Source organism: Alistipes intestinihominis (assembly GCF_040095975.1).
Taxonomy (GTDB): Bacteria; Bacteroidota; Bacteroidia; order Bacteroidales; family Rikenellaceae; genus Alistipes; species Alistipes senegalensis.
This window is the reverse complement of record NZ_JBBMFL010000001.1, coordinates 291,852-306,950: the sequence shown is the minus strand read 5'-3', so window position 1 is coordinate 306,950 and position 15,099 is coordinate 291,852. Positions and strand designations below refer to the sequence as shown.

The following is a 15,099-nucleotide window of genomic DNA, read 5'->3' as shown; positions in this document are numbered from 1 at the left end:
CATTGCATCAGAATTTGAGTCGTCGCAGGGGCTCCTGCGGTTTCAGTACGTCATGCACCTTGCGCTCGGAAGCTTTGGCGACAAAAGGCAGCCGCTGGACAATGTCGTCGGCAGAACGCCCCAGTTCGGCCATATAGCGCCCCGAATCGACGACAAACGCCGAAATACGCTCGTCGAACGAGGCCAGATCGGCAGCCGCGAAACGAAGGGTCAGCGCCTGCGACTCCCCGGGCTGCAATTCCCGGCTTTTGGCAAAAGCCCTCAATTCGCGCACGGGCTTCGGCAGCGCCCCTTGCGGGGCTGCAACATAAAGTTCAACGACCTCCCGTCCGGCGCGCGAACCTGTATTGGTTACACGGAGCGTTACCGCATAATCCGTCCCGGAACGCCTGACGGCCGCATCCGTCCACTCGAAGGTCGTATACCCCAAACCATAGCCGAAAGGATAGGACACCGCCTCCGGAGCATGGGTCGAGAAATAGCGGTAACCCACCCAGATATCCTCCTCGTAACAAGTGAATCCCAGGTTTCGCAGGTGCCGTTCCGGGGCGTCGTCGGCCCAATCGCCGCAGCGCCCCCGATAGTCGAGCGGAAAATTCTTCGATGACGGATGATCCGAATAATCCGCCGGAAAAGTCATCGGCAGCCTTCCCGAAGGCGATACGCGGCCGCTCAAAACATCAGCCATGGCATTCCCGGCTTCCAAACCTCCCTGCCAGGCCAACAAGATAGCGTCGGGAAGTTCCTTCCACGACATGGTTTCGATCACGCCGCCGATATTGAGCACCACGACCACCTTCTTACCCGCGGCATGAAACGCCGAGCAGACCGATTCGAGCAGTTCCCGTTCGGCTTCCGTCAGGTAGAAATCCGATGTAGGACGATCGTTGTATTCACCCGAATTGCGGCCTAAGGCAACGATGGCCGCATCGCTGTCCGCCGCACGCGAAGCGATGAATTCCGGCGTCAGCGTCGTTTCGGGGACAAACCACTTTTCGCCCAAATAACGCAGGGCGTTCTGCTCCGCGAGCAGTGCCTCACCGAAAGACATGTATTTTGCATAGAGATCTGCCGTACGGGTGTTAAGCCGGAATCCGGCGTTGCGCAAGCCTTCGTCCAAATCGACCGTATAGGCTTTGTTGACGTGTCCGGCGCCCGTACCTCCGGCAATGCAATCATAGGCATTGACTCCGAACACCGAGAGATTACATCCTGCGGCAAGCGGCAAAGCAGCGCCTTCGTTGCGGAGCAAAACCATGCCTTCTGCTGCCACCTGACGCGATACGGCGGCATGTGCTTCCAAGTCGGGAGTCTCCGACACGGCTTGTTTCCGGAAACGGGGCGTCCGCAGAATATATTCGAGTACACGGGTCACACACCGGTCAACATCCGCCTCGGCGAGTCTCCCGCTGCGCACCGCTTCTACAATCTCTCTCGCCTGAACCGGTTCTCCCGGCATCATCAGGTCGTTGCCGGCATGTACTTGTGCCACGGTGTTACGTTTTCCGATCCAGTCCGACACGACAAGACCTTCGTAGCCCCATTCGTCGCGCAGAACAGTGGTCAGTAACTCGCGGTTCTCCTGCGTATAAGGTCCGTTGATACGATTGTAGGACGACATGACCGTCCATGGACGCCCCTCCTTGACGGCGATCTCGAATCCTCGCAGGTAAATCTCACGCAACGCACGTTGCGACACCCGGGCGTCATTCTGTAAGCGCATCGACTCTTGGTTGTTGGCCGCAAAGTGCTTGACCGAAGTCCCTACGCCTTGCGACTGAATGCCCCGCACCATCGCCGCGCCGCATTTGCCGCTCAGCAACGGGTCCTCGGAATAATATTCGAAATTGCGGCCGCAGAGCGGATGGCGGTGGATGTTCATACCCGGACCGAGAATCACGTCACAGCCATATTCGAGCACCTCGTTACCCATTGCTGCGCCACAGCGTTCAATAGCCGCCTCGTCCCAGGTCGAGGCGAGCATCGTGCCGATCGGAAAAGCCGTACAGAAATAAGTCCGTGCATCTCCTGCACGTTCCGGATCGATACGAAGGCCCGCAGGACCGTCGGCCATCACCGTTGTCGGAATGCCGTAGGATTCCAAAGAGCGGGTAGTTCCGGCCGAACCGGGAACTGTTTTCAACGTGCGGCCCGTTACAGCGCCCTCGCCAGCGTAACCCTCCATTGAGGTTCCCACCAGCAGGCCGGCCTTCTCCTCAAGGCTCATAGCCGCAACGATCTTCCGGACCGGAGCCTCGCCCAACCGGGGCTTTGCAGACGGAACCGCCACGACCAGCGTCACGGGAAACAAAAACAATGCGATCAGTAGTTTTTTCATAAAGTATCAATTAACGGTCTGTCGAGGCGTATACCTCGGGAGTATTCAGATAAGTATAGTAATTATCGACATTGCGGCGGGCATCGACATAGAGTTCCGTCATGGTCCCCTCCATCCTGCCTGCGACAAAGAGCGCCGCCCGGACGGTTGTCCCCGCTTTCACGACAAAAGGCCCGTCGTAAAGGTCTGATCCGGGAACCGGGACCGTACCGTCCAAAGTATAGCGTACTTCGGCGGGATATTTCTCCGTGTCGAGCGTCACCCGGGCCTTTTTGCCTTCGGAAAGCATCTGAGCCGTAATCACAACGTCGTCGCTCAATGGAAAAGCATTGATTCCCCGCGCATGCAGCAACGATACATGAACATTGATACGACGACGGAAATCATTCCACTCACGTCGCTCCCGGGGAGTCCAGGCAAGTTCGGAAACTGCCAGCAAACGCGGGAAAATCATGTATTCCAAATGTTTTTCCGTTTCTATAAACTCGGTCCATGTGCAACCCTGTACCCCGATGACGTGCTCTTTGCCGCCGTCATAGATATATTCGACCGAATCCGGCGAAACGAATTCACCGCGAATTATCGATTCATTGTCGGCCGCCTTTGCAGGGGTATCGGGGACGGGATGAAAACCGTACATCTTCCGGATCGGCGAGAAACCGCCCATTGCGCGCGGCTGTGTATGAGGATCGGCCTGATACCAGTCGAAATAGAGGATCTCGCCCGGCGACATGACCACATCGTAACCGCGATTGGCCGCCTCGATGCCTCCTCGCTGCCCCCTGTAGGAAATTACTGTAGAGGTGGACCGCAGGTTGTTCTTCAGGATTTCATCCCATCTGATCATCGTGCGTCCGTGTTCCGCCAGAAACTTTTCGGTGTGTTCAACCAGATAGCATTGCACCTGGTCCACTCCGCCCAACTCCCTGGCCAGATGCCGGCATCTGGGACAGCTCTTCCAAGCTGTCCGGTCGGCCTCGCCGCCGCCGATATGGATGTATTTCGAGGGGAACAACTCCAGAACCTCGGTCATGACCTCGTCCATAAATTTCAACGACAGCGGATTGCCGACGCAAAACTCGCCGGAAGTATAGGCCCGGCCCGAACAGCAGAGCTCCGGATAAGCTGCGAAAACCTCGTCGGAGTGCCCCGGAAACTCAATTTCCGGAATCACCTCGATGAAGCGTTCGGCAGCATAGGCAACGATTCTGCGAATTTCCTCTTTCGTATAGTAACCGCCATAAGCGCCCGGGGTGTCCTCGGGTACATAATGCCTGTCACCGTAACTCCACCATTCGAGCCAGTCGGACTCCGTACGGAATGCTCCCAGCCGGGTCAGCAGCGGATAAGCGTCGATCCTGATGCGCCAGCCGCCGTTATCCGCCAGGTGGAAATGAAATTTGTTAAGCTTGTACCGTGCCATTTCATCGAGGAGCCGGAATATCGTTTCAACGGGGAAAAAGTGCCGCGAAACATCGAGATGAATACCCCGATAACCGAAACAGGGATTATCGATGATTTCCACGCAGGGAATCCCCTGTGCGGTCGCCAACAGGCACAGCGTCTGCCGGCCGTAGAACAGTCCCGCGGAATCCAGGGCCGTAAGGTCAATGCCCCGGCGAGTCACTTTCAGCCGGTAACCCTCCGGACGAATCTCCGGAGCCGAAGGATCGATTCGGCAGGCAACGTACCCATCGCCTGCACGCTCCACGAATCGGGCGCTGTCCGTTTCAAAGTAACCTCCCGTAAAGGTTGCCTCCTGCGGCATCGGCACCAGAATCATTTCGCCGACAGATCTCCGGCAGGCAGTGCCGAAGAACGAAAGAGCGACAATGGAGATTGCAAAAATGAGTTTCATAATCATATCCTATGGATTGAGCCGATTCCATCCACTCTGCCGGGACAAAATCTACCGGGTACGAAAATACTCCTGACATGGATCATGCAGGTCGAATTTTTACCGAAAAACGGTTGTAGGCCCGCTTCTGCGGACAATCAAGCGATTTTATCGCCTTTTTCGTTCAGTCTGTCGATAAATTCCTTGGGAGAGAATCCGAATTTCTTTCTGAAGCACGTACTGAAATATTTCGGGTCGTTGAATCCGGAAGCATAGGCCAGATCGGCAATACGCATCTTCTTCTGCTCTTCGAGCAAATGATAGGCAGCACGCAGTCGCACGTCAATGATGAATGCAGCCGGAGTCAACCCGGTGAGCGATTTGAGTTTTTCGGTAAGAATCGTACGCGACATATTCATTTCACGGGTAAAATCGGCCTGTGCAAATTCGCAATCGTCGATATGCGCATTGACGCACGCCATAGCCTGACGCATGAACTTTTCGTCCATCGAAGTATACTCCAGTTTCTCCACCTCAAAAACCGGCTGGTTGCGGAAATGCAGGCCCCGAATCTCCAATTTTCGGAGTTGATTGACAATCTGAGCGTAGAGCAACTGCAGGTTGAAGGGCTTGGTGACATAGCCGTCCGCCCCCGAATTGTACCCTTCAATCCGGCTTTCGTCGGCATTTTTGGCCGTAAGCAGGATAACCGGAATATGACAGTATTCGAAGGTCTGCTTGATCCGTCGGCACAATTCGATACCGTCCATGCCGGGCATCATGATATCCGAAACGACCAGATCGACCGGCTGTCGGGACAATATACGAAGCGCTTCTTCTCCGTCGGATGCCGTTTCAATTCGGAAATAGGGCGCCAAAAGATTGGAGATCAACAAGAGCAGTTCTTCGTTGTCATCGACGACCAACAGCGTATGGTCAGTGCGTGTGCGGGAGGGGGTATCGGTCATCGCCGCATCGGGCTGCACCGGAACGAATTCTCCGGCCCCTTCGTAAATTTTTTCCGCGGCATCGTCTCCGGTATCATCGTCGATCTCCTCTTCGGTATAAGCATCTCGACCTATGGGTAGCGTGATTCGGAAACAGTTGCCGTCCTGCTCGTCGCTCGACACCCGGATTGAACCTCGGTGGAGGTCGGTGAGATCCTTGACCAACGACAGACCGATACCGGTCCCAATCGTATGGTGTTTCCGGTAATTGCCGTCGTAAAACCGGCGAAAAAGTCCGTCGATAGTCTGCTGGGTCATCAGTTCGCCGCTGTTGGCGACCGAAATGCAGACCGAACAGTCGTCTCCGGTTTCGATCCGGATGATAATTTCACCCTTGTCGGGCGTGTATTTTGTCGCATTGGACAGCAGGTTGTAGACGATCTTATCGAGTTTGTCGGGATCGAACCAGCCGTCGACCTGTTCCGACGAAGCACGGAAATAGACCTTGAGCTGCTTTCGGGCCACAAGCGGGGCAAAAGTTTCCACACACCGGCGAACGAATCCGACGACATCGCCATGCGAAACACGGATTTTCAGATTCCCGCTCTCGACTTTCCGGAATTCGAGTATCTGCTGAATCAGTCGCATCAGCCGCGTCGCATTGGCCGACATGACACCGTAAAGAGTCTGATTGTCCCCTGTGCCGTTGTTCAGGTTCTGGAGTGAAGTAAGAATAATCGTCAGCGGAGTCATCAGTTCGTGAGTGACGTTGGTGAAAAACTGCAATTTGGCATGATTCAGTTCTTCGGTTTTTTGTCGCTCCAACTTCGAAATCTGCACCTCCTGACGCAGCCGGAGCCTGTAGCGCAGGAACCGCACGACCCCATAGGCGAGCACCAGCAGCAGCACGGAATAGATCGTCCAGGCCCACCACGAAAGCCACGGGGCGGGGAGTATCCGCACTGTGAGCGTCCGCTCGTTGCTGCTCCACACGCCGTTTTCCCCGGCAGCCTGCAGACGGAATGTGTAGGTTCCCGGTGAAAGATTGCTGTATGAGGCGAAACGGTGGTGCGAATCGGCCGTAACATACTCCTTATCAAATCCGTCGAGCCGGTATCTAAAAATATGATCGCGCGGATTGGCATAGGAGAGCATCGAGAATTCGATGAAGAAGTTGTTCCGGTCGTGCGTAAGCGTCACGGCATCCGTGTAATCGATATCCCGGAGAGAGATGCGCGATCGTTCCCGTGCGGGAATGGTCCGTAACGAACGATTGTGCACCTTGAAGTCTGTGAGCACGATCGGCAGTCTCGTCTGGTGGGGCTGCGTGCGATTGCCGGTGAATATCATCAGCCCATTCGATCCTCCGAAAGCAATGCGTCCGTAATCGACCTGCGCCGAAGCGTTTCGGTTGAAGAAGAACGACTGCATGTCGGCCGATATAATATAGGTATTGATATGCTCGGGATTGCCCAGGCTGTCCGGCGAAAAGGAAAAGACCGAATTATTCGTGGTAATCCACATCCGGCCGTTTTCATCCCGGGCAATATTGCCGATACCTTTGTTTTCCAGATTCGGGAAAGCCGACACGGCCTTAAAGCTCCCTTCCGAAGGAATACGGACCGCAAGTCCGTCCGCAAAAGTTCCGGCCCAGATACACCCCGTATCGTCGGCCTGCAGGCAATAGACATGATCGGAAATCATGCCGTTGTCGCGTGTATACTGCCTCCAGGTTCCGTCTGCCGTACGGATATGCAGAATGCCCTGACCGTTGGAAGCGATCCAGACATCGCCTGCTTTGTCGCAACAGATGTCGAACACATAAGTCTGATCGAATGGCGTAGCGTATCCGAGCCATTCAGCAGCGGTGTGGAAACGCCCGTCTGTCGATTCGACGTAAATACCTAACCGGGAGCCTATCCACAGATTGCCGTGCGTATCCTCACACAGAGCAATCACGCAGTCGTCCAGAAAGTTCGGCTGGTTGAAATGATTGATCTGCCGAACCTTGTGCTGCGTTTCGTTATACACCCAAATACCGGCGTTTTGCGTTCCGAAATACAGTTCCCCGGTAGTCGAGCGGCGGATGATCGTATTGACGGTCGAAGTGTAAGGAAGCGACTTCAAATCGGGATGCTCGTGGTAATCGACGATTTTACCGCTTCGAATGTTGTATTTTATAAGGCCGAAATCAAGCAGCCCGAACCAGAAGTCGCCGTTTCCGGCGTAATACATACTTCGAACAGAACTCGTGTTGTAACGGGTTCTGATCGGTTCCAGCCGATCGGACTCGAATTTGGTTCCGCTGGTCTGGACCTTGCAGACGCCGCCACCCAACAAACCGATCCACATCAGTCCGTCACGGGTTCGAAGGATCGAATTCACCTCGTTATAGGGCAGGTCTCCCACGTTGTCGCCGGGAAAGAAATTCTGGAACGAATCGGGATTGTCGATGTCGTGGAGGATGCTCAACCCGCTGCGACCAGCGATCCAGATGGTATTCTGCTCGGGATTTTCCTCAATATCGTAAATAATATCGTCGAGCAGCGAGTGCGTTCTGCCCGGCACGTGTTTATAATGCACGTAACGGGTCGGTCCCGGGGCCAGAGGATTAACCAGCCGCACCACTCCGGCGCCCCACGTACCCACCCAGATATTACCCGCGACATCACGTGCCAAAACATGTGCTTTACGCAGCACGGCATCGTCGCAAGCATAGGCGCGATCCTCACGGATATCATAACGCAACAAACCCTGATCGAAAGCGGCGATCCACAGGTTCAGTTTGTCATCCTTGATGATGGAGGTGACCGCCTTGACGGGACGACCCGCCGAATTGGAGATCGGGACGGGATGAAAATTACGGTCGAGCGCATTTTTGCGGAAAAGGCCCTTGTCGCCGCCGATCCAGATGCCGTTGCCCGTATCGCACAGAATGACTGCGATGTTGCAATCCGCCAACTCTGGATATTCGTCGGCCACGATGTTTCCCGAAACCTTGTCGAGCCGAAAAAGGCCGTGCTCGGTTCCGATCCACAGGTTCTTGTCGTGGTCCTCGGCAACGACATTGACGAACGTGTTGAACAACCCGTTCGAAACATCACGCATACCGTAGGTGATGGCTCCGTATCCATCGTAGCGGGCCAATCCGTTATAAGTTGGAATCCAGATATATCCATCGGAATCCTGATAAAGTTTGCGCACTTCGTTCGACGGCAGAATGTCGGAAGGTAACGGGGTGAAACGCACCTGAGGAAAAGACTCGGCAGCAACGATCTGTATCTCGGAAAGGACAAATCCGATGCAGACTATGAAAAAACGGGATATAAGAAAGCGACGATGCATAACGGGTATTTTCGGAAACTAAAGTATACATTTTTTTCGGGAAACACAACTGCATCCCGCCGAATTGTACGATCATTTGGCCGAAAGAGAACGGCGCAATACGGCTCAAAACGTCCGGACAACTGCAATTTCGCCTTTATTTCAATAAGGTATCCGTATACGGGAAAGAATCTTTCCGGAAAATATTCAACCCCGCGGCCGATAAAAATTCATTCTTTTGTAACTGCTTTCCCAAGTCCCCTAAAGAACGAACCGACCCTGATAACGATATGACAACAAAAACAGATCTTGTACGTCGAATAGTATCTTTGGCGTTTATGTTGCCGATACTCTGTGCCTGCGGCCGAAAATGGACGGTCGAGCCGCATGACACCTACTGTCTGATTCGGCAAGACGGAGGACAGACTCTGGGCTATTTCCCCGGATCCGGCGTCCGTATCTTATATTCCGACGGATACGCTTTCAAAGACCTGAACCGAAACGGGATTCTCGACTGCTACGAAGATTGGCGGTACACCCCGGAAGAACGGGCGGAAGACCTTGCAAAGCGACTCTCCGTCGAAGAGATTGCCGGATTGATGTTATACAGTTCCCATCAGGCCGTCCCGACGGATTCGGTAGGTTACTGGTCCTCGACCTACAACGGGACCTCACTCCGGGAAAGCGGACTTCCCCACTCGGCTGTTTCGGACAAACAGCGGAAGTTCCTCCGGGACGACAATCTCCGGGCCGTGCTCGTCGTCCGGGTTGAAAGTCCCCGCATTGCAGCCGAATGGAACAACAACATGCAGGCCTTCGTCGAAGGCCTCGGACAAGGCATTCCGGTCAATATCAGTTCCGATCCCCGGAATGAAACCCGAGCCTGGGCCGAATACAACGCAGGGTCAGGAGGAAAGATTTCGTTGTGGCCCAGTCCGCTCGGGCTGGCCGCTACGTTCGACCCCGAACTGGTCGAAAAGTTCGGACGGATCGCATCCGCCGAATACCGCGCCTTGGGTATCGCCACAGCGCTGTCGCCGCAGATCGATCTGGCGACCGAACCCCGGTGGAACCGGTTCTACGGTACCTTCGGCGAAGACCCCGATCTGGACACCGATATGGCGCGGGCCTATATCGACGGATTCCAGACCTCCGTCGGAGCTGCCGAGATTGCGGACGGCTGGGGGTATGAAAGCGTCAATGCCATGGTCAAACATTGGCCGGGCGGCGGCCCGGAAGAAGGCGGACGGGATGCCCATTTCAGCTTCGGGAAATACACTGTTTACCCCGGCGGAAATTTCGAGCAACACATCCGGCCCTTTGTGGAAGGAGCTTTCCGCCTCAACGGCAAGACACGAAAGGCCGCAGCCGTCATGCCCTATTATACGGTTTCCCACGGGGTGGACCCCTCGGGAAAAAAGGTCGGCAACGGTTTTAGCAAATATATCGTCACCGATCTGCTGCGGAACAGATACGGATACAACGGCGTCGTCTGCACGGATTGGGGCATCACGCACGACTATTCCAGCATCGAGGAGGCTGACGGCAAATGCTGGGGAGTGGAGGCATTGAGCATCCCGCAGCGGCATTACGAAGCGCTCAAAGCCGGAGTAGACCAGTTCGGCGGCAACAACGACAAAGGTCCCGTGCTGGAAGCCTACCGAATGTGGACCGCCGAATTCGGCGAAAAATCTGCCCGGGAGCGGTTCGAACGTTCCGCCATAAGGTTGCTGCTCAATATTTTTCGGACCGGTCTGTTCGAAAATCCCTATGTAGACCCGGACCGGACGGAAGCGACGGTCGGGAATCCGGAATTTATGCAAGCCGGTTACGAAGCGCAGCTCCGGTCGGTCGTCCTGCTGAAAAACCGGGCGGGAACCCTGCCCGCATCGACCCGCCGGAGCGTATATCTGCCCGAATGCGGACAATCCCGCCTACCTGTAGACACCTCTTTGGTCAAACAATATTACGAATTGGCAGAAAGCCCCGAAAATGCCGACTTCGCGATCGTTTTTATCGACGAACCCGACGGAGGCTGCGGATACGATGCGGCCGATCGGGAAAAGGGCGGCAACGGTTATGTCCCGATCAGCCTGCAATACGGCGACTACACGGCCCGCCACGCACGCCCCGAGAGTATTGCCGGCGGGGACCCGAAAGAACCGTCCATCGACCGGAGTTACCGCGGGAAAACCGTCCGGAGTTCCAACCGGGAAGAGTTGAAACGGGTACTCGGAACGAAACGGCAGATGGGAGACAAGCCCGTCGTGGCTGTCGTTTCCACGACCAGACCGTTCGTTCCGGCCGAATTCGAACCTTCGGCCGATGCCATACTGCTTGCTTTCGGGGTACAGCGTCAGGCCGTGCTGGATATTATCTCCGGCCGGCGGGAACCGTCGGCACTTCTGCCGATGCAATTGCCCGCAGACATGAAAACCGTGGAACAGCAGCATGAAGACGTTCCGAAAGATATGGTTTGTTATACGGACTCGGAAGGAAATACATATGATTTCGCTTTCGGGCTCGACTGGAAAGGTGTCATCCGGGATGCAAGAGTCGAAAAATACAAATAGTCAAGAAATCGCATGAAGAAGCTGTTTTCAATTATTGCACTTTGCCTCGTCGGTACCGCGACGAACGCCCAGGCCCCTTATGCCCAGTTTCAGGGCGGCATGATCGGCTGCATAGAGCCGCAGGGCTGGATCGAGGAATTCCTCCACCGCCAACAAACGGGACTTACGGGACATCCCGAGGCGATGTCCTATCCGTACGACTCCTGCCTTTGGGCGGGTGAGATCGGACGTAACACCGAAACCTACGGAAGCGACTGGTGGCGCTACGAGCAGACAGCCTATTACACCGACGGTCTGCTCCGCCTGGGTTACCTGCTCGGTGATCGGGAGATGATCGCCAAAGCCGAGGAGGGGATTCGCTACACGCTGGCCAACGCATCGTCCACAGGTGTTTTGGGCAACAAAGCGATTGAGTCGATGTGGCCCATGTGTGTCTACTTCCGGGTGCTGCAAGCCTATTACGAGCGCACGGGCGATCCGGCGATCCCCGCAGCCTTGGAAAGGCACTACATGAACTTTACGCAGGAGCAGGTCGAGAAATGGCGCAACATCGTCAGCATCGAGGGAATGTTGTGGACTTATGGCAAAACCGGCAATGCGAAGTTGCTGGATATTTGCGAAAGAGCCTACAATGGCGGAAAATTCGGGGACCTGACGCCCGCAGTCGCGGCCGGCGACGAACGGTTCGTCATGCATGGCGTCACCTGCATGGAAGAACTGAAACTCCCGATGCTGCTCTATGCTTATACGGGCAAACGATATTACCTGGACCTTGCACTCAACGCCGAACGCAAACTCACCCGCGACCACATGCTCCCCGACGGCGTTCCGGCCAGTGCAGAAGCGCTCGTCGGAAACGGGAACGTTATCAACAGTCACGAAACCTGCGACATTTCCGACTACACCTGGACGCTGGAGCAATTTCTCCTGACCACGGGCGAAGTCCGGTGGGCTGACAAAATAGAAAAAGCGGTCTTCAATGCCGGACCGGGAGCCGTTACCAAGGATTTCCGATCGTTGCAGTATTTTTCGTCCGTCAATCAGGTAATCGCAACGGGGCGTTCAAATCACAACGAATTCTTTCACGGTTCGACCTGGATGGCCTTCCGGCCGACGCATGAAACGGAGTGCTGCGCCGGAAACGTTCATCGTTTCATGCCCAATTACGTCGCACATATGTGGATACGCGGAAAAGACGGCTCTATTGCCGCCGCGCTCTACGGACCTTCGGCCGCAACATTCAAACTGCCGAACGGCCAACAATGCCGTATCGTACAGCAAACCTCATACCCGTTCGACGGAGAGATCGAGTTCTCCTTCGGTCTGAAAAACAGGACGAATATTTCGTTTCTGCTGCGCATTCCCACATGGTGCAGGGATGCCAAAATATATGTTAACGGCAAACTGTGGCGAGACGCATGTCCTGCCGGCACGTTCGTGACTCTCCGGCGCAAATTCAGGAACGGCGACCGGATTCGGTTGTGTCTCGGCATGCAACCCGTCATGAACACCGTTCCCGGACAGGGAATCTATGTGCAGCGCGGACCTTTGCTCTTCTCCTATCCTGTTCCTCAACGGAAAACAGCCGACCGGACGGTCTATGCGAATATGAACGGCAAAGTTCCCGGCAACCCCGAATTCGAATGCTGGAACATCGAGCCAGCCGGATCCTGGAACTATGCCCTTTGCTCCGATCCGGTCATACCCCTGAAGGTCGTTCGGACAAAATCCGCAGCCACAGGAAGCTATCCGTTCGATCCGAAACATACGCCCGTGAAAATCTCGGTTCCCGTCAAACAGATCGACTGGGAATTGGAAAAAGGACGCTACACGCCGCGTCTTCCGACCAAAGGGATAGCCTGCGCCGTATCCGACTGTATCGAATACCTCGAACTGATTCCCTACGGATGCACGGAACTCCGGCTTACTGTGTTCCCGCAATGCAATTAAGAATTCAAACCGAACCCGAAATGAACATTTTCCCGCTCCGACTTCTCGTCAACCGGACGATCCGAACCCTTTGTCCTGCACTCCTGCTGCTACCGATAGCCTGTAATGAAAGCGGACTCACGATCCGCGTCATCGATCCTTTGACCAATGTTCTTCCCGGAATCGTTTGCCCTCCTGCCGGGGACGATACCGTCCGCGTGGCCCGCGGCGAGAACGCCGTTCTGCAATTCGTTATCTCCGCAGACGACTCCGTCGCGGCAATGAATCCTGTCCTCCGGAGTCTCAAAACAAAGCAGGGAGCTTCGCTCGACAAAGCCGTTCTGGGCTGGGTCCGGAACGTACAGGCTTCCCACGCCTACGTGCCGGCGGCCCCCGACGCCCTGCAATCACCGTCCGGAGAATATCCCGATCCCATTCTGACCGACACCACCGTATCTATCGCCGCAGGCGGGACCGCTTCTCTCTGGTTGGACATTCCGATTCCGGCCGATGCCGAAGCGGGGCTTTACGAAGGATCGGTACGCATTTCCGGGCTAAAGAACGGAAAACGGATCGTTGCCGACCGACAATTCACCATACAAGTTTATCCGGTCACGCTTCCCAAGCAGTCGTTATTGGTTACCAACTGGTATTTCCCCGATAAATTCTCTTTTATGAACGACAACGAATACGTGGAGGACGATTCACCGGCCTATTGGGAATGTATGCGGCAGCTCGTCGAAACCGCCTCGGCCTATGGTCAGAACGTCTGGTTGCTCTACGAAACGGGAACGCCGGTTCCGACAGCCGATGGCAAAGGACTGACGTTCGATTTCTCACGGATGGACAAAACGATCGAATTCCTGCTCCGACATGCCGACGTACGGCTGATCGAGGCCAACCATTTCGCCAAGCGATCCCACAACGGATGGACCGATCCTTTCTGGGCCAACGTACCGGTCCCCGACGGCGAGGGCTCCTATGTTTACCAGCGTCTGCCTTATGACGACCCGCGCGTGCAACAATACATCGCAGCGTATTTCCCGGCTCTGCAGGAACACTTGCGTTCCAAAACGATCAATGACGGAAGCGGCCGCAGCTGGCTTGACATCTACACACAACACATTGCCGACGAACCGCTCGACGAAAATAAGACCTCCTGGGAAGGATTGGCCCACCAGGTAAAACAGGCTGCCCCCGATATCCGAATCATCGAAGCTTACCGCTCTTCGTCCTACGACCCGGCGCTGATCGACATTCTGGTGCCGCAACTCGACGAATTCGCTTGGGAAATCTATCGGACAATGCCTGCCGGACATAGTTGCTGGTTTTACACTTGCATGTATCCCCGGGGGAATTTCGCAAACCGTTACGTAACACTGCCGCTCATTAAGACACGCCTGCTGCATTGGATAAACTACAAATACGGCTCTCCGGGATACCTTCACTGGGGCTTCAATGCATGGGGAGCGAACGGCGATCCTTTCGGGGATGTTTCCGCCCCCGCCAATGACTGGCCCGGCGGTGACTCGCATATCGTCTACCCCGGTTACCGGAAACTCTATCCTTCGATCCGGCTGACTGCCATGCGTGACGGCATTCGCGACTACGACCTACTGAAAATGGTTGAGGCCCGGGATTCAATCCGTGCGCAGGCTTTCGTCAATGCAATCATATTCGATTTCGACCGGTACGACACGTCAGTGTCCAGATTCCGGCAGATTCGCCGGGAAATATTGGATTTTTTGGAAGACATGCATTAATCGGAATATTCAAGCAGTCAATCTCTGATTCAGTTCAGCAGATAAAATAATCCCGTTTGTCAGTTTTCGGTCGGTATTCATGACATCGGTTAAAAAGGCGTTCGACTCGGGAGCGATCCCGGCCTCGCAGAGCGAGCACCTTTCGTATGCCGAAAAGTTTTTCGGCATACAAAGGTACAGCTCGCTGTTATCTGGCGATAACAAAAATCCGCGGCGGAAATTTTTTGTGAAAACTTTGAAAAACCTCCGCTACGGCTTTCGAGGACGGGTCTTTCCCGGTTGCAATATTACAACCGTCCGGGCGCCAAAACAAGCTCTAGGTGCGGACTGGAGCGGTCGTGGCCGGACATCAAAACCGAGGTATTTCAGTCGGTGGTATCCTGCATCA

The 15,099-nt window shown here is 55.0% G+C and carries 6 protein-coding genes; 3 read left to right on the top strand and 3 right to left on the bottom strand.

The features are described 5' to 3' along the window. Positions 1-7: 7 nt before the first annotated feature. The 3 genes from WMO46_RS01240 to WMO46_RS01230 all read right to left on the bottom strand — a co-directional run bounded on the left by WMO46_RS01240 (position 8) and on the right by WMO46_RS01230 (position 8,467). Positions 8-2,338, bottom strand: a complete 2,331-nt coding sequence (locus WMO46_RS01240; RefSeq protein WP_349093618.1) for a beta-glucosidase family protein — start codon at positions 2,336-2,338, stop codon at positions 8-10. A 10-nt stretch (positions 2,339-2,348) separates the two neighbouring features. Further along, a complete protein-coding gene (locus tag WMO46_RS01235; RefSeq protein ID WP_349093617.1) occupies positions 2,349-4,202 on the bottom strand; it encodes a beta-N-acetylhexosaminidase in 1,854 nt (617 codons plus the stop codon). A 131-nt stretch (positions 4,203-4,333) separates the two neighbouring features. After that, positions 4,334-8,467, bottom strand: coding sequence for a hybrid sensor histidine kinase/response regulator transcription factor (locus WMO46_RS01230; protein WP_349093616.1), 4,134 nt, complete (start codon positions 8,465-8,467; stop codon positions 4,334-4,336). A 317-nt stretch (positions 8,468-8,784) separates the two neighbouring features. On the opposite strand from WMO46_RS01230, the gene WMO46_RS01225 reads away from it, so the two are divergent. The 3 genes from WMO46_RS01225 to WMO46_RS01215 are packed head-to-tail and all read left to right on the top strand — an operon-like array spanning position 8,785 to position 14,711. Next, positions 8,785-11,019, top strand: a complete 2,235-nt coding sequence (locus WMO46_RS01225) for a glycoside hydrolase family 3 protein (protein WP_288116155.1) — start codon at positions 8,785-8,787, stop codon at positions 11,017-11,019. Positions 11,020-11,031: 12 nt separating this feature from the next. Then, positions 11,032-12,969 (top strand): beta-L-arabinofuranosidase domain-containing protein, encoded by a 1,938-nt coding sequence (locus WMO46_RS01220; RefSeq protein WP_129650808.1) that lies wholly within the window; start codon positions 11,032-11,034, stop codon positions 12,967-12,969. Between the two features lie 20 nt (positions 12,970-12,989). Continuing rightward, on the top strand, positions 12,990-14,711 hold the full coding sequence (locus WMO46_RS01215) for a DUF4091 domain-containing protein (RefSeq protein WP_129650809.1): 1,722 nt from the start codon (positions 12,990-12,992) through the stop codon (positions 14,709-14,711). Positions 14,712-15,099: the final 388 nt, after the last annotated feature.

Bases quoted from the DNA above. Each gene is read 5' to 3' on its own strand.
- WMO46_RS01240 (WP_349093618.1), bottom strand. From the start codon at position 2,338: ATGAAAAAACTACTGATCGCATTGTTTTTGTTTCCCGTGACGCTGGTC.
- WMO46_RS01235 (WP_349093617.1), bottom strand. From the start codon at position 4,202: ATGATTATGAAACTCATTTTTGCAATCTCCATTGTCGCTCTTTCGTTC.
- WMO46_RS01230 (WP_349093616.1), bottom strand. From the start codon at position 8,467: ATGCATCGTCGCTTTCTTATATCCCGTTTTTTCATAGTCTGCATCGGA.
- WMO46_RS01225 (WP_288116155.1), top strand. From the start codon at position 8,785: ATGTTGCCGATACTCTGTGCCTGCGGCCGAAAATGGACGGTCGAGCCG.
- WMO46_RS01220 (WP_129650808.1), top strand. From the start codon at position 11,032: ATGAAGAAGCTGTTTTCAATTATTGCACTTTGCCTCGTCGGTACCGCG.
- WMO46_RS01215 (WP_129650809.1), top strand. From the start codon at position 12,990: ATGAACATTTTCCCGCTCCGACTTCTCGTCAACCGGACGATCCGAACC.